Annotated in this window: 14 protein-coding genes; 9 read left to right on the top strand and 5 right to left on the bottom strand. The window is 64.8% G+C overall.

Translation table 11 applies throughout. The features are described 5' to 3' along the window. Positions 1-20 precede the first annotated feature (20 nt). Both FB459_RS11120 and FB459_RS11115 read right to left on the bottom strand, forming a co-directional pair. Positions 21-551 carry an NUDIX hydrolase family protein gene (locus FB459_RS11120; RefSeq protein WP_370447363.1) on the bottom strand — a complete coding sequence of 177 codons (531 nt, stop codon included), beginning with the start codon at positions 549-551 and terminating at the stop codon, positions 21-23. Positions 552-689: 138 nt separating this feature from the next. Beyond that, entirely contained in the window at positions 690-1,361 is a 672-nt protein-coding gene (locus FB459_RS11115; RefSeq protein ID WP_141928540.1) for a GOLPH3/VPS74 family protein, read from the bottom strand. Between the two features lie 120 nt (positions 1,362-1,481). Between FB459_RS11115 and FB459_RS11110 the strand changes: the two genes are divergently transcribed. Next, complete coding sequence (locus FB459_RS11110; protein WP_141928539.1) at positions 1,482-3,857, top strand: ATP-binding cassette domain-containing protein; 2,376 nt, start codon at positions 1,482-1,484, stop codon at positions 3,855-3,857. 27 nt (positions 3,858-3,884) lie between these two features. On the opposite strand, the gene FB459_RS11105 is transcribed toward FB459_RS11110, so the two are convergent. After that, entirely contained in the window at positions 3,885-4,607 is a 723-nt protein-coding gene (locus tag FB459_RS11105) for a hypothetical protein (protein WP_141928538.1), read from the bottom strand. A gap of 120 nt (positions 4,608-4,727) precedes the next feature. Here FB459_RS11105 and FB459_RS11100 point away from each other — a divergent pair, with 120 nt between their 5' ends. Continuing rightward, complete coding sequence (locus tag FB459_RS11100) at positions 4,728-4,931, top strand: hypothetical protein (protein WP_129626773.1); 204 nt, start codon at positions 4,728-4,730, stop codon at positions 4,929-4,931. 165 nt (positions 4,932-5,096) lie between these two features. Further along, entirely contained in the window at positions 5,097-5,747 is a 651-nt protein-coding gene (locus FB459_RS11095) for a hypothetical protein (protein WP_141928537.1), read from the top strand. 12 nt (positions 5,748-5,759) lie between these two features. On the opposite strand, the gene FB459_RS17345 is transcribed toward FB459_RS11095, so the two are convergent. Continuing rightward, on the bottom strand, positions 5,760-5,909 hold the full coding sequence (locus tag FB459_RS17345) for a hypothetical protein (RefSeq protein WP_170221880.1): 150 nt from the start codon (positions 5,907-5,909) through the stop codon (positions 5,760-5,762). A gap of 1,217 nt (positions 5,910-7,126) precedes the next feature. On the opposite strand from FB459_RS17345, the gene FB459_RS11085 reads away from it, so the two are divergent. The 3 genes from FB459_RS11085 (at position 7,127) to FB459_RS11070 (ending at position 9,898) form a co-directional block, all read left to right on the top strand. Then, positions 7,127-7,663, top strand: coding sequence for a hypothetical protein (locus tag FB459_RS11085; RefSeq protein WP_115921555.1), 537 nt, complete (start codon positions 7,127-7,129; stop codon positions 7,661-7,663). Between the two features lie 693 nt (positions 7,664-8,356). Beyond that, complete coding sequence (locus tag FB459_RS11075) at positions 8,357-8,860, top strand: hypothetical protein (protein ID WP_141928535.1); 504 nt, start codon at positions 8,357-8,359, stop codon at positions 8,858-8,860. 705 nt (positions 8,861-9,565) lie between these two features. Continuing rightward, positions 9,566-9,898: a hypothetical protein gene (locus FB459_RS11070; protein ID WP_141928534.1), complete on the top strand. Its 333-nt coding sequence runs from the start codon at positions 9,566-9,568 to the stop codon at positions 9,896-9,898. A gap of 123 nt (positions 9,899-10,021) precedes the next feature. Here the strand turns inward: FB459_RS11070 and FB459_RS11065 are convergent, their stop codons facing one another. Then, positions 10,022-11,686, bottom strand: a complete 1,665-nt coding sequence (locus FB459_RS11065) for an IS1634 family transposase (protein ID WP_141927224.1) — start codon at positions 11,684-11,686, stop codon at positions 10,022-10,024. Between the two features lie 419 nt (positions 11,687-12,105). On the opposite strand from FB459_RS11065, the gene FB459_RS11055 reads away from it, so the two are divergent. From FB459_RS11055 to FB459_RS17850, 3 genes are all read left to right on the top strand, one after another. Continuing rightward, positions 12,106-12,813, top strand: coding sequence for a VOC family protein (locus FB459_RS11055; protein WP_141928533.1), 708 nt, complete (start codon positions 12,106-12,108; stop codon positions 12,811-12,813). A gap of 7 nt (positions 12,814-12,820) precedes the next feature. After that, positions 12,821-13,420: a GNAT family N-acetyltransferase gene (locus FB459_RS11050; RefSeq protein ID WP_141928532.1), complete on the top strand. Its 600-nt coding sequence runs from the start codon at positions 12,821-12,823 to the stop codon at positions 13,418-13,420. A 90-nt stretch (positions 13,421-13,510) separates the two neighbouring features. Further along, positions 13,511-15,400: an NAD(P)/FAD-dependent oxidoreductase gene (locus FB459_RS17850; protein WP_246092414.1), complete on the top strand. Its 1,890-nt coding sequence runs from the start codon at positions 13,511-13,513 to the stop codon at positions 15,398-15,400. Positions 15,401-15,485: the final 85 nt, after the last annotated feature.

The raw sequence follows: 15,485 nt of genomic DNA, 5'->3' as shown, positions 1-15,485 counted from the left end.
CCGCCACGATCGTGGTCGGCTCAGACCGGGAAGCCCAGATGGGCGAGCGCCTGTCGCAGCAGCACTCCGTGGCCGCCACTCATCTCCTCGCTGCGGGACAACTCCATCGCCTCGTCCGGGTTCAGCCACGCGAGGTCCAGGGCGTCCGCACTCGGTGCGCAGTCGCCCATCACGACGACGACGTGCGCCATCGACACCGCGTGCTGCCTCGGGTCGTGGAACGGAGTCACACCGGGCGTGGGGAAGTACTCGGCGATCGCGAACGGCTGCGGCGAGATCGGCACCTGTGGGAGTGCCATCGGGCCGAGGTCCTTGTCGATGTGGCGCAGGATCGCGTCCCGGATCCGCTCGTGGTAGAGCACCCGACCGGACACCAGTTCCCGCTTGATCCGACCTTCGGACGTACCACGCAGCAGCAGACCCACCTGCGTGACGACAGACCGTTCGTCCACCCGCACCGGCACCAAGTCGAGGTAGAGGATCGGCAGGCGTTCGCGCGCGTCCCGGAGTTCTTCACGGGAGAGCCAGGCGCCGCTGGTGTCGGTGTCCATCTCGCTCATGCCGTCATTGTGTCAGCGCGCTCCGGTGGCAGGGCGGTCGCGTCGCGGTGACCTGACAATGCCGGCAGGGCCGGCGGAATGGGCTTCGCGAAGATCCTCGGTGAGCTCGGCTGAGCCGTCGGCGACCGATCAGCTGCTTCCGCTCACCACCACGGGGATGATCACCGCGGTCATCATCGCGGTGTTGAGGGCCTGGATCGCGCGCGAGACAGCGTCACCGCCGGGGTCCCCGGCTGCTACCTGCTCGATACGGGCTTTCAGGTCGCGCTTGCCCAGACCGCCGGACTCCTGCTCGAGCACCTTGTGGGCGACGTCCAGGCCCTGCAGGATCGACAGCAACGTTGCGTCCTGCGAGGTCGCCGCAGCGCTGCCCGACAGCACAGCAGCCAGACGTGTTCGAGTCTCCTGCTCGGGTTGCGGGTTGAGCACCGGGTAGCGCTCCGGGACGAAGCCCAGTGCCTTCTTCTCGACGACCTCGACCACCCCGTTCGCGGCAAGTCGTTGCACGACAAGGCTTTCCGGGTTCAGCTTGCGGTCATTGATCAGGGACGAGAGCTTCTTGCCGTTGTACTTCTCAGCGATTCTGGCCAGTCCGTGGTCGAGCACGGGGTCGCCGGTGGGGGAGCCGTCCACCATCGTGAGGCGCGGCTGCTTCTCCTTGGTGACGTCGATCTTCCCGGCGCGGATGAGATCGGACAACATGGCGCCCACCAGGCCGTAGCCGCGTTGCGTACCCTTCCCCTCGAGCTTGCCGTCGTCCTTCGTCAGCAGCATGAACAGTTGATCAGTCGTCGGCGTCATGTCTTCGACCCTATGAAAGCTGCCCACCGATGTGGCCGGACGGGGATGACCGCCGGGTGGACCTCTGCTTGGATCGTGGACGGTCGCGGAATCGCGCGGCCGGCGACAGATGGAGATGCGATGACCCCGCCAAGGTCCACGACACCCGCCGCCGATTCCCACGAGATGATCCGCGTGCAAGGCGCTCGCGAGAACAACCTCAAGGGTTTCGACGTCGACATCGCCAAGCGGCGCCTGACGGTCTTCACCGGTGTCTCCGGTTCCGGCAAGAGCTCACTGGTGTTCGCCACGATCGCCGCCGAGTCGCAGCGGATGATCAACGAGACCTACTCGACCTTCGTCCAGGGGTTCATGCCGACGCTGTCGCGCCCCGAGGTCGACCGGCTCGAGGGGCTGACGACCGCGATCGTCGTCGGGCAGGAGCGGATGGGCGCGAACCCGCGCTCGACCGTCGGCACCGTCACGGACGCAAACGCGATGCTGCGGATGCTGTTCAGCCGTCTCGGCGACCCGCACGTCGGCGGACCCAACGCGTACTCGTTCAATGTGCCGACCGTGAAGGCGAGCGGGGCGATCACCGTCGAGCGCGGCGCGAAGACGATCGCCGAGAAAGCGACGTTCAACCGGCTCGGCGGCATGTGCCCGCGCTGTGAGGGACGTGGCTCGGTGTCCGACGTCGATCTCACCGCGCTGTACGACGAGGAACTGTCGCTGCAGGACGGCGCACTGAAAATCCCGGGCTATTCGATGGACGGCTGGTACGGCCGCATCTTCGGCGGGTCCGGCTTCTTCCCGATGGACAAGCCGATCAAGAAGTTCACCAAACGCCAATTGCACGACCTGCTCCACAAGGAGCCGACGAAGATCAAGGTCGACGGGATCAACCTCACCTACGAAGGCGTGATCCCCAAGATCCAGAAGTCGATGCTGTCCAAGGACGTCGAGGCGCTGCAACCACACATCCGCGCGTTCGTCGAACGAGCCATCACCTTCCAGACCTGCCCCGAGTGCGACGGCACGCGCCTCACCCCGGAAGCCCGCTCGTCCACGATCAAGGGCATCAACATCGCCGACGCGTGCTCGATGCAGATCAGCGACCTCGCCGAGTGGGTCCGTGCCCTGGACGAGCCGTCGGTCAAGCCCCTTATCGCCGGGCTGCAGCACCTGCTCGATTCCTTCGTCGGGATCGGGCTCGGTTATCTCGCGCTGGAGAGACCGTCGGGCACCCTGTCCGGCGGTGAGTCGCAGCGCACGAAGATGATCCGGCATCTCGGTTCGTCGCTCACCGACGTCACGTACGTCTTCGACGAGCCCTCGATCGGGCTGCACCCGCACGACATCGACCGGATGAACGATCTGCTGATCCAGTTGCGCGACAAGGGAAACACCGTGCTGGTGGTCGAGCACAAGCCGGAGATGATCGCGATTGCCGACGAGGTCGTCGACCTCGGTCCAAAAGCGGGGACGGACGGCGGGGAGATCGTCTTTCAGGGCACGTTGGACGAACTGCGCAAGGCCGACACACTCACAGGCAAGCACCTGGACGACCGGGCTTCGCTCAAGGAGTCGGTGCGCGACCCCGACGGTGCACTCGAGATCCGTGGAGCCTCCACCAACAACCTGCAGGACGTGGACGTCGACGTACCGCTCGGCGTGCTCGTTGCGGTCACCGGAGTCGCAGGTTCGGGCAAGAGCTCGCTCATTCACGGGTCGTTGGAAGGACGCGACGACGTCGTATCGATCGACCAGGGTGCGATCAAGGGTTCACGCCGCAGCAACCCCGCCACCTACACGGGACTGCTCGATCCGATCCGCAAGACCTTCGCGAAGGTGAACGGGATGAAACCCGCTTTGTTCAGTGCGAATTCGGAGGGCGCCTGCCCGGTCTGCAACGGCGCCGGCGTCATCTACACAGAGCTGGGCTTCATGGACACCGTGACCACCGTGTGCGAGGAGTGCGAAGGCAAGCGCTTCCAGGCGGCGGTGCTGGAGTACAAGGTCGACGGCAAGGACATCAGCGAGGTACTCGCGATGTCGGTCGAAGAAGCCGAGGAGTACTTCGCCGACGGTGAGGCCAAAACGCCTGCGGCACATAAGATCCTGCAGCGACTGGCCGATGTCGGACTGGGCTACCTCACGCTCGGCCAGCCGCTCACGACACTATCGGGTGGTGAACGCCAGCGGATCAAGCTCGCCACGCACCTGGGCGAGAAGGGCGGGATCTACGTCCTGGACGAACCGACCACCGGCCTGCACCTGGCCGACGTCGAGAATCTCCTGGGCCTGCTCGACCGCCTGGTCGATTCCGGCAAGTCGGTCATCGTGATCGAGCACCATCAGGCGGTGATGGCGCATGCCGACTGGATCATCGATCTGGGTCCGGGAGCCGGTCAGGACGGCGGCAAGATCGTGTTCGAAGGGACGCCCGCCGAGTTGGTGAAGAAGAAGTCGACCCTGACAGGCAAGCACCTCGCCGCGTACGTCGGATCGAAGTAGCCCCCCTACACCTGTAGTCAAGGGCGGTCAGAAACCGCCGATGTCGCCACCACCGAAGTCGCCGCCGCCCATGTCGCCACCGAAGTCGGCGCCCCCGAAACCGTCGTCCATGCCATGATCCATTCCGGGGTCCTCCGCGAAACCGTGGTCCGCTGCGCCGGGGTCGCCGGCGTCCGCGCCCGGATCTCCGGCCGCCTCGTCCGCGCCGCCGTTGTTTGCGAAACCGTCGCCGAAGCCGTTCCCGTCGAACATCTCCTGCGCAATCGCGGTGCCGATGAACGCGCCGGCGATGCTGCCCATGAGTGAGCCGCCGATCATCGCGCCCATGCCCATTCCGCCCATTCCGCGCCCCATACCGCCGCCGAACATGCTGCGCATCGCGCCGGGCCGCTGCATCTCCATGCGGGTCGCGCTGCGGGCAAGCGTCTTGGGGGAGTCGTCCTGGGGAGGCTGACCGGGGGCGGCCTCGGCCAGCTGCTGCAACACCTGACGTCGCTGATCCGGAGTCAGCTGCGCGAACGCCTGCTCGTGCGCGGCTTCGATCTGGTCCGGGGGAGCGGTGCGCAACAGATACTCGTACCGCTCGATCGCCTGATCATCCGACATCTGCTGCTGCCCGCCCGGCGGCTGTCCACCCTGGGGCACGCCTTGCTGGCCGGGCGGCGGACCGGCGTCCTGAGCGCCGAACCCACCCGACTGCTGGTGGGGTTGCTGACTGGTGCGGCCGAGGAGCCGATCGAGAATTCCCATGGGTCGACGCTAGAGCCGAACCGTCACGTCGATAGGTCGTACGCAACGGCAGTTTTTCCCGGACGCGAGACCACCCCTTCGGTGCCCCGGCCCGGTCCGCATCGCCGCTACGTTCGAGGGATGACTGATCCCACCGCAGGACCCGGCCGTTCCCGTGGTCGCTTTTCCGCGTTCCCGTTCCCGCGCTACTCCCGCCGCACCAAACGCGGCACCAACGTCTCCGTCGGTGGCTGCTGCCTGCCGATCCCGATCGGATGCATGACCCTCACCACGGCCGCCGCCGTCGGTGCCTACGCATTGCGTAAGGGCTCCGGCCTGGGCTGATCCGACACGCTCGGCAGACTTTCCCGCGAGGCCATGTCGAGAACGACACGGTGGCTCCGTCTCCTTGATGTCAGCGGCCCAGAACGGGCCGAGACGTCACGAAGGGAAAGTCTGATGGCCAAGTACCTGCTCCTGAGGTCCCGACCATCCCTCTAGGCTCGTCCGATGCAGAACGAGCACAGGACGCAGCCGGCCGAGGTCCTCAACCCCGAGGCGGGCATGTACCGGATCACCGCCGATCCGGATCTGCTGGCGGCGTGCGAGCGCGCCATCGACGCGACGTATGCCGAGCACCCGTATTACGCGGCCCGTTTCGCTGAGCGTGGGCGTTCGTTCTCGACCACCGATTCAGGCTGGCTCGTGCACACCTCCGGGCAAGGTGTCGAGCACGCGACCGAGCAGATCGCTTGGTTGTCGAGGGTGCTCGCTTCCCGCGGCATGCCGACCGTGCTGCTCGAGCACCATCTCGGATTGCTCGCGGATGAGGTGCGAGCGGTACCCGGCAATGACGACCGGGCGAACGTCCTTTCGCAGGTCGCACAGCAGATGACCACGCAGCGAACTGCGGTCATCGATGCTCGGTCCACCGCTCGACTCGAGCGAGACTTCGACGAGGCGACTGCCGCGGAGCCGGATCGGGTGGCGCGTATCGGTTTGCTCATCGTCTCCGCAGTGGCGGACGAGGTCAGGGGTTTGGTGAACGTCGAGACGTCGTTGCGCACGTGGGTCGCTGACCCCGCACGGTTCTCCTGCGCGTGGATCGACGCCGTCGACACGTGCTCGAAGGCAGCTCGCGCGGCGGTCCGGACGGCCTGACAGCCGTGTCGATCAGCCCGGCTCGCTCAGAACGGTGTTGATCGTCCCGATGCCCGATCGCGCGAACTGCGGCCAACTCGTCCAGTAGTACGGCATCGCCAGCAGGGAGATGAGCATCGCCCAACCGAGGGCTCGGTGCCAGGTGTCGTCGTCGATCGCCAAGCGTACTCGGTACGCATGACGGGCCTGTTCCGGCAGTTGCCACACCGCTGCATGTTCAGCAGTGGGATTGCCGATGCTCAGCGCACCGAAATCGATGACTCCGGCCAGCTTTCCGTGGTTCGCAGATTCGCGCTGCGAAGGTCGCCGTGCAGTAGCACCTCGTCGACCACCGAGACGGAACATCTGGTTGTCGGTGCCGTGGCCGGCGGGGAGAGGGGCAGGGCTCGCCACTGCGGAGCTTGGGCGTCGATCAATCGTCGTGCGTCATCGACATCGACCGGGACTTCGTCTGAATGCAGGCTCACTCCCTCACCCAATCGGTGCTCGCCCGGACGGTGCAACAGGTCAGCGCATTCCAGTTCGGACTGGTCGCCGCCGCCGGGGGAGTAGCAGGCATCGGCGCAGCCGTCACGACACGAGTCGGACGACGTGACGGCACCGGCCGGACCATCATCCTCTGCCACGTCGTCCCAGCCACGAGGTGGATGAGAACGGTCGCCGCGTGGATGACCGCGAGTTTACCGGCACCCAGGACATGTTTCGCGTGCTGTCTACCTCGGCTCAGATGCGGTACCGCGCCACGGGCCGCTTCCCGTCCGGGATCGCCGGGAGTGTCTATGGGCCATCCGACTTCGCGAAGCGTGGCTTGCCCGCCGATCACGGCACTGTTGAAACGGTCAGCTCTGACGGGCAACAGATCATGTTCCACCGCACCACCGTGTCCGGATGGGTGCTGGGACTCAGCCTCACGCCCGTCGGAGACTCATTTACTGACCTGCTGTACGCCGCACCTGCCACACCGGGCGGACTCCCTGACGGGCCGGGAAATGGATGGGGTCACTCACCCCCTGATTGGCGATAGCACTGGATCATTCAGCCGATGACGTGAACCCTTGCGTCAGCGACGGCGTTTCGTGCTTCAGTCCGCTTGACTCACTCGGTCACCGTTGAGTTGACCGTAGCGGGATGCTAGCCCGCGTGTCGGTGTACGTCGGTGGCCACGTGCGGTTTGACCTGCAGGCGTTCCCACATGGATGGGTATACGGACTGGCAGAGTAAGAGTGTCGCTACGCACGAGCTTGGTCACGCCCTAGGACTGGCCGATCACTACTCGACCTACATCTACGACGTGATATGGGGATACACCGACTCCCGCAAGGCGTCTGTGCCGTATACCCATGACAAGGCCACCTACTACTCGCTCTGGGGATGATGAGATGAACATTCAACGCACCACCCTCGTGATCGCCCTTGCTGCGGCCACGTCGCTCACCGCCTCCGCCTGTTCCCAGGGCTCTGGCGAAGATCAGGCATCCGGACCTACAAAGACAGCTCACTTGAGTCACAGTTTCGACGTCACGGATCAGAGGGCAGTCGCAGGATGGAGCGACCGCATCTTCGTCGGCACGGTCGAGGCCAAAACCGGTAGCAAGTCCAGGGTCAAGGACCTTCCGGCCGGCCAGTGGAAGGTCCGAGTGAAGGAAACCATTAAGGGGCCACAGCTTCAGGTCCAGACCGTTTCGCAGACGGGTGGCAAGGACGCGGATGGCACAGTGATCCTGATGGACGGCGACCCCATCCTGGTGAAGGGGAAGACCTACATCTTCGCGGGCCGGTACGACCCCCGCACGGACACCGTGGTCGTCGTGTCCAAGTACGGGGACGTCCCCGTCTCCGATGTCGCCGACACCAAGGTGAATGCCATGAAGGCATCGGCGAAGAACCCCAAGGCGGTTCACAAGCCGGCGATCTAGACATCTTCAGCCTGTGATACCGAGGGGGTTGATGTCTCGGCATCACAGGCTTGTGTCAGGTCTACATGTACTTGAACTCCCGTTGATTAATGTCCGATAATCTACATTATGTAAAGTCGGATGAATCATCCGTCGACCATCCACCTCTACCCCGTGCGAGCTCAGGCAGGTCGCTGACCTGCAGAAACAGCTATGGAGAGGCGGCGGTTCGATGTTGGCAGCGAGCCGTTGAGTCGATCCCTGGTCGCCCGTCGCTACGTCGCGACACGCCGCTGACCTGCACAAACAGCTATGGAGAGGCGGCCTGCGAACCTCCACCGGTCCGGACAGCCCCTGGCTCTTCCCCGGATATACCGCCGGAAAGCACCTGCACCCCAACACCGTGATGGTCCGACTCCGAAACCTCGGAATCAATCTCCGCGGAGCCCGCAATCGCGCGATCGGCGAACTCGTTCTCGAATGCCCACCATCACTCGTCGCCGACGCACTGGGCTACAGCCACCAAGTCGCCTTCCTCCACGCCAGCAGGGCAGCCGAACGTACGTGCTTGTCGTTCGTGCCGGGGCGGTAGTTTTCCCACCTACTCGTAGCCGAGGCCAGACTCTGGGCGTCGGCGAGTAAGCGCAAGGTTCTCACGAACATCCGTGCCGACGCTCGCAGGTCTTCATCCCGGCAGCGTGTGACGATCTACTCATGAATGACTCATCGGAGCAGTTGATAGCCGAGGCTCGCGGAGCGGCGTGGCTGCCCGTCGGCAGTACCGCTCAGGTGTGGGCAGGCGATGACTGCTCTGGGTTCGTCCCGGCCGTCATCGTCCGGCTGCTACTAACGCGACGATCTCCCGAAGGCGAGCAGTTCTTCACGATCGCCGCGCCAAAGGGAGACGACCTGCCGACGCTGTTCCTCGGTCACTCAGATCAACGACGAAGCGGCGAGGACGGCGTGCAGGAACTGGCAGCCCAGATCGTCGGGGATGCCCAAGCGCCTGTGCAATGCGTTGGATTCGTTCGGAACGTCGTTCCGACGGCAGACGAGACGTATCCCCATCCGGTCCCGCACGCCAACGTGCCCGTGTTCAGAGTGACCAACAGCGCCACTCCAGTGGTCGAGGGCACTTGGTACACCGTTGAGGCCGCACGCGATGCATTGCACCAACGGCACTGGTGGCCCATCGTCGAGCACGCCCTGGAGAAGTGAGGACCATTTGCCAGCGGACGCCACCTGAAGGACATGGGTGGAAGCCTCGCCTTCAGCCGTTCGGTAGTTGGGCCCGACGGCGTTGTCCTGACAGGCACCACGAATCCACAACATCTCGCTGAGACGAGGGCTGTGTGGTAGCAAGCGTGCGGTGGATGGAGACCCGCTCAACTGCCTGCGAGTCGAACGTCCGCAATCAAGGCAAATACGCATGATCTTGATACGCAGCCTGTCCAGTAAACTTCGTAAAGCCGTCCAAGATCCTGTGCCAAGGCCACGGACCACCTCAGTCACAACGCATTGCTAGACGGATCCGTGGACAGAGCCTGAAGTCCGCCCGCGCCGACGTGGACCGGGCGATCGCCTACCTCAAGAACCAGGACGTCACACCATGAGCACCAAGGGAGAACAAGACCTATCCAGCATGCCATTTCGCGCACTGGAACCGACCCGCTCCCCTACTCCGCATACTCACTATGGGCGTCATCACCAGAGGATAGACCGCGCCTTCAACAGCGGTACGCTTGGGAATCCAGGATCAAGCTTCGCGTATCACTACGACAAGCATGGCTGGAAATACGGATCCCGATCCAACTATCTACGCTCAGCGGAGCGCGCACAACGCCGCCTCAAGTCGTCTCCCGGTAATCATTTTCGGGGATCCCCAGGCGGTAAACGACACCACGGAAGGTGGTCGACCTTCTGGTGATTAATTTCCTGCGCCGATATTCGAAGAGGCGCGAGGCCGGCCGGGAGCTGGATCTGGCATACCTCTCGCTGGAGCCATTTGGCTATGACCCCAGGGGCACCTACCCTTCAGATCATCACGAAGTCGAGGCCATGAATGTCGAGGAGATTCTGTCCTTCTTGGCAGGGCTAGTCCCCAGGAACTCGGATCTATTACGCCGAAATTTGCCCCTCACTCTAGCGTTGCTGTCGGAGGTAGAGAAAAGTGCGTCGCAAAAGGGCTTAGAAGAAGCATGTGTTAAGGTTTCCAGACACCTACATGAGGTAGAAAAATTGATGGACCTCGGATGAGTGACGCCACCCTCCCACCGAGCACGCAGTCCTTGGGCTGAATGAACCGTTCCTGCACCCACCAACATCTCGCACGGGCCGATGAAACCGTCCGGACCTTCGAACCTGAGTTGGGTCAAACGCTTAGTGCCTTGAGGGCGGGCGTTCCAGCGCCTCGATGATCTCGGCTTCGTCGCTGTTCAGTGCGGGTGGGATGGTCGTGACGACGCCGTTGATTTCGATGGTGGCTGAGCGCAGTGGTTTGAGGGCGCGCAGGACACGGCGCAGGGACAGCCCGGTCCGGGCTTGTACTTCGCGGCTGACGGCGAGGGCGGTGAACACGATGGTGAGGTGGGCCTCGATCGCGTCGCGGGTGCGGGCGAACATGGGCCGGGCGCGCAGGTCGGTCTTGGACATCCGGAATGATTGCTCGACGTGCCACAGGTCGTGGTAGCTGGCGATCACTTCGCTCGCGGGCATCAGTTCGGCCGGGATGTTGGTGACGTACCCCTTGAGCCCGACCAGCCGGCGTGCCCTCGCCAGTGACGCCTCATCCAGCGTGCGTGAACCGTTGGTGGTTTTGACGAATCGTGGTGTCCGCGCGGCCTTTTCACCGGCGACGACGGCCTTGGCGCGGTTCTCCTGCAGGGTCAAGGTGGTGCTGTCCCGGGCGGCGCGTTTCGCGGAGTACGCCCACACTGCCCGCCACGACCCGGGATGCTGCTCCCGATCCCACACCGGTTCCGCCTTGAGGTTCGGGTCGTTCTCGACCGTGTGCCCGGTCCGTGGGGTGAGGGTATCGATGAGCTGCCCGTCGGTGAACGCGTCACCGTGCCACCGGAAATGAGACTCCAGATCCTTGGGTGCCTTGGTCACCCGGGAGCCCACGATGAACCGCAAGTTCGCCTCGTCGAGGGCTGTGAGGTTGGACGTGGACAGCATCCCCGCGTCGGCGACCACGACCATGTCCGCGATGTTGTGGCGTTCCTGGAACTGCTTGACGATCGGGATGATCGTGGCCGTCTCGGCCTTGTTGCCTTCGAAGCAGCCGATCTCCAGCGGGAACCCTTCCCGGTCGACCAGCAACCCGACCACGATCTGCGGGTCGACCCGCCGCTCCTTGGAATACCCGACCTTACGCAGGCCGTCCTCCTTCTCCGCCTCGAAGTAGAGCGTGGTGACGTCGTACAACACCAACGACACATCACCGCTGGTGCAGGCGTGCTCGAAACAGGCCACCGCGACCTGGTCGCGGTACGAGCCCTGATGCGCCCGCCGCAACGTCCGCTTCCGCGTCGACAGACTCACCGCTCGCCGCCCCAACTCGGCCAGGACCCGGTCCACATCGAGCAGGCTCGTCGGCTCCACGACCCGAGCGATCACCAAGTCCCGGAAGATGTCATCGGCCACGACATCGAAACCCAGGTCCGTGTACACCCCGGCCAGGGCCCCGTACAGCAGCCCCGAGGACGTCTTGAGCACCCGTGACCTCGACACCATCGGCCGAGCCGCTGACACCGCTGGCACTGCCGACACTGCCGACGATGGCTCGGGGTCCATGAACAGCCCCGACGGCCGCGCCGCGGGCACCATCACCGCCTTCGCGGCCACCGGCGTGATCCCGAGGTCCAGCACCCCCTGCCGGTCATCGGCGAGCAGAGCCCGCGCCTGCTCCATCAGCAACCCGAGGTCGGCCTCGTTCCTGGCGGACCCGACATGACGCACGATCCGACGCCGACCGTTGACCGACTCAGCGATCTGCACCGCGGTCGCTCCCGAGGCCGTCCGCACCCGCCGAATCCACACCACCGCGCGACCCTCACCATCGAATTAGTGCCTTAGCGACACACTAATCGTCGGCATCCCCGCAGGTCACAGCGATTCAAACCCCTCGAATCCATCAAAGTGACCCAACTCAGGTCGAACTGTCCGAGCGCGTCCTCCACCGCGCGCCACGTCCTGGGGTTCGACCTCCGTGAGTCCCGCCATCATCTGGTGGAGCACCGATCGACTCACGCTGGAAGCGAACGCAGCCGGCCGCCGACGGCAGCACGACCGGCGACGTGATCGCTCTGGCCTCCACGTCGACGAAGTCGGGCGCTGTGCCCGACACCTCCACCGTCTTGGGTCGCTCCCCCGCCGCCCAGCACTGAGTTGGGACCTCCCCTTGCTCTCACCCCGGTTCCCGAACCCTGTACCGGCCCATCGATGTTGAGTAGCGTCCAGACATGGACATGCTGACTGGGGACCAGATCGCCGAGGCCGACCTGACCGATTGGCGAAAGCTCGCGCAGGGGTTGCACGCCCGCTACGCCGTCGACGACTTCGGTGCCGCTGCCCGGTTCGTAGCTGCGCTGGGCGACGTAGGTGATGAGTTCGGTCATCATCCGCAGGTCTCGATCTGCAGGGGTTACGTCGACCTCAGACTGACTTCCAGCGACGCGATCTACCGCGACGACGACGGCACCGAACACGTCGTCGAGTGGGTGACACAACAGGACGTCGACCTCGCCCGCCGCATCACCGAACTCGCCTCCGACCAGCACCTCTCCCCCGATCCCGCATCGGTCAGTGTGCTCGAACTCGGGTTGGACACAACGGATTCTGCCAAGATCGCACCCGTTTGGGCGGCGTTGCTGACCGGCGACCCGAATGCCCAAGGCCTCGGCTCCCCCAGCGACGAGGTTCGGGACGCCCTTGGACGTGTCCCGAACCTGTGGTTCGACGACCTCGCCGACGACAACGCCTCGGGTCAACGCTTCCACATCGAGGTCTACATCGCCGCCGAAGTAGCCGAAGAACGGATCGCCGCCGTCGTCGCCGCCGGCGGGACGGTCGTCGACGACAGCGACCACCCCGCACTCACGGTGATCGCCGATCAGGACGGAAACCGCGGTGTCCTGTGCGTCGCGGCCAAGCCCACGAGCACGGACTGAGGGAATGGTGAGCACCGAACCCACGTACACGATCGCCTCCCTTACGCCGCAGACGTGGCCTGCGTTCGAAGCACTCGTGCAGCGGCACAACGGTATCTTCGGGGGTTGCTGGTGCACGTGGTTCCACGACGGGCATCCGAACTGCGAAGGACGCGGCGAAACCGCGGAAGGCAACCAGGCTATCAAGAAGCGATTGGTCGACGACGGAGTCGCGCACGCCGCACTGGTGATGGACGGCGACGAGGCGGTTGCGTGGGCCGAGTACGGCACCCCGGAAGAACTGCCGACCCTGCACCACGGCAAGCAGTACCACGCTACGAAAGCAGCCGATCCCGATTACCGCATCACCTGCGTCTTCGTCGACAAGCGACACCGGCGCCGCGGTGTCACCGAACTGGCGATCAGCGGCGCACTCGACCTCATAGCCCAGGCCGGGGGCGGACGCGTGGAGAGCTATCCGCACGACCTCACGGATCAGACCAAGAAGATGTCGTCGTCATTCCTCTACAACGGCACCCGGCGCCTGTATGAGCGGCTCGGGTTCGACTACGACAGACCCAAGGGTCTGAAGAATTGTGTGATGGTCAAGACCGTCGACCCGTCCTGACTCGCGTCCTGGTCGACCGCCTGTGGCCACGCGGGGTGAGTAAGCGGGCCGCTCGATGACTGGTGCAAGGAGGTCTCTCCGTGCACCCAGTTGCGCAAGTGGTTCGACCGTCACCCTGCGAAGTCACCGAGTTCGCCCACAGGTATCGCGCTGAACTCGACGACGCCCCGGACGCAACCTCTGAGCCAGCACTCGACGGTCCCGCTGCTCGACGGAGCGAAGGACACCGAACACAACGAAGCCGTCGTGCTCCAGCGCTACTGCGAGCATCAGGTCGCGGACGTCGTCGGTGCTGGGTGGTTGGCTGCCTATATGCAGCAGAAGCCGGCGGTCGACATCGATCTGATCATCGATCAGATCCGTGAACTACGTTCTGCCCCAGACGATTTCGACAAGATTACGCAACTCGAGAAGATCGAGTCACTCGATTCCGCACTGGCCGCAGCCCGGGCCCGCGTCATGGCCGACTTCGACCGGTCGCAGCGAGAAGAGCAGTGCCAGCAAGGCGTGAGGTCCAGGCAACGTGGACGCGGCATCGCCGACCAGATCGCGCTGGCGCGCCGCATCTCCCCCACCAAGGCATCGCGCGATCTCGCGATTGCCAGGGCACTGCGCACTTTGCGCTGCGACTGGCAGTGGCCTCCTGACTCAACTCGCCGAGGTGCCGCACGGAGTCCACGTCCCGCACCGCGGCCACGGCGGCGAATCTGCCGCACCGGAATGAGTCGGCGAGCAGTGAGGTCTGGATACCGTCGGTGGATGAAGAGCTACGACTTGGTGATCATCGGTAGCGGGCCCGCCGGGACGAGCGCCGCTACGTCCTACGTCGAGTCGGGAGGAACAGGCCGCGTCCTGCTGGTCTCAGCCGATCGACTGCCTCCGTACCAGCGCCCGCCCTTGACGAAGGATGTGCTCGCCGGCCGAAGCGATGTCGAGGCCACCCCGATCGAGGGAAGTGACCTTCCCGACCAGGTGGAGATCAAACTCGGGACGACCGTGAGCTCCATCGACCTCACGGCCCACAGCATCCGTGCCGGCGATGAAGCGATCGCGTTCGAACGACTCATCGTCGCCGTCGGAGCTCAACCGATCCCGCTCCCCGACACCGACTCTGACGCCGAGGTTCTGGTCCTGCGGTCGTTCGACGACGCCGAGCGCCTGGTCGCGTCGGCACAACGGGCGAGGTCGGCCGTCGTCATCGGTTCCGGTTTCATCGGTTGCGAGGCAGCAGCCTCGCTCGCAATTCGCGGGGTCGACACCACGCTCGTGACGCCGGAGCAGGCACCACAGATCGACCGGCTCGGCGAGTTCGCGGCCAGCCGTATCCACGAATGGCTCACCGGGCTCGGTGTCGAACTGCGTACGGGCGTTCAGGTGACCAAGGTGGCCGCGCCGTCGACCGTCCACCTGGACGACGGACACACCCTCTCTCCCGACCTGGTGCTCGCGGCCGTCGGCGTAGCACCGGGCGGGGAACAGTTCGCCGACTCGGGCCTGCAACTGCACGAAGGCCGCATCGTTGCCGATGACCACCTGCAGGTGGCGCCGGACGTCTGGGCGGCCGGCGACGTCGCACGCGCCCACCATGCGATCGCGGCCCGCCCGGTCCCGGTCGAACACTGGGGTGACGCCCTGGCGATGGGTGAGCTCGCCGGACGCAATGCGGCATCGGACGACGACGATCAGCAGCAATGGCGCGATGTGCCTGGATTCTGGAGCACGATCGGTGACCACACCCTGAAGTACGCAGCGTGGGGCGACGGGCACGAGCGTGTCGAGGTCGTCGAATCCGCGGGCGCCTACACCGTCTGGTACGCCGACGCCGAGGACACCGTCGTCGGAGTGCTCACCTACAACAATGACGACGACTACGAGCGCGGTCAGATCGCCATCGAAGCAGCCGAATCACTGGATCAGGTGCTCGACGGGGCCGTGCCCGCCACGGACGAACAAGAGTCGCCAAGGGACGCGGACGGGTGATCGACGCTCGACTGCATATGACGCCGTGCCGATCCCACCCTTTCGGTACGCCCCTGCGGTATCCGCACAGGATTACCGTGACAAT

Origin of the sequence: Yimella lutea (assembly GCF_006715095.1) — a bacterium.
Lineage (GTDB): Bacteria > Actinomycetota > Actinomycetes > Actinomycetales > Dermatophilaceae > Yimella > Yimella lutea.
This window is presented reverse-complemented; position numbering and strand designations above follow the sequence as displayed.

Coding starts and splice junctions, on each gene's coding strand:
- FB459_RS11120 (WP_370447363.1), bottom strand. CDS start 551: ATGGACACCGACACCAGCGGCGCCTGGCTCTCCCGTGAAGAACTCCGG.
- FB459_RS11115 (WP_141928540.1), bottom strand. CDS start 1,361: ATGACGCCGACGACTGATCAACTGTTCATGCTGCTGACGAAGGACGAC.
- FB459_RS11110 (WP_141928539.1), top strand. CDS start 1,482: ATGACCCCGCCAAGGTCCACGACACCCGCCGCCGATTCCCACGAGATG.
- FB459_RS11105 (WP_141928538.1), bottom strand. CDS start 4,607: ATGGGAATTCTCGATCGGCTCCTCGGCCGCACCAGTCAGCAACCCCAC.
- FB459_RS11100 (WP_129626773.1), top strand. CDS start 4,728: ATGACTGATCCCACCGCAGGACCCGGCCGTTCCCGTGGTCGCTTTTCC.
- FB459_RS11095 (WP_141928537.1), top strand. CDS start 5,097: ATGCAGAACGAGCACAGGACGCAGCCGGCCGAGGTCCTCAACCCCGAG.
- FB459_RS11085 (WP_115921555.1), top strand. CDS start 7,127: ATGAACATTCAACGCACCACCCTCGTGATCGCCCTTGCTGCGGCCACG.
- FB459_RS11075 (WP_141928535.1), top strand. CDS start 8,357: ATGAATGACTCATCGGAGCAGTTGATAGCCGAGGCTCGCGGAGCGGCG.
- FB459_RS11055 (WP_141928533.1), top strand. CDS start 12,106: ATGGACATGCTGACTGGGGACCAGATCGCCGAGGCCGACCTGACCGAT.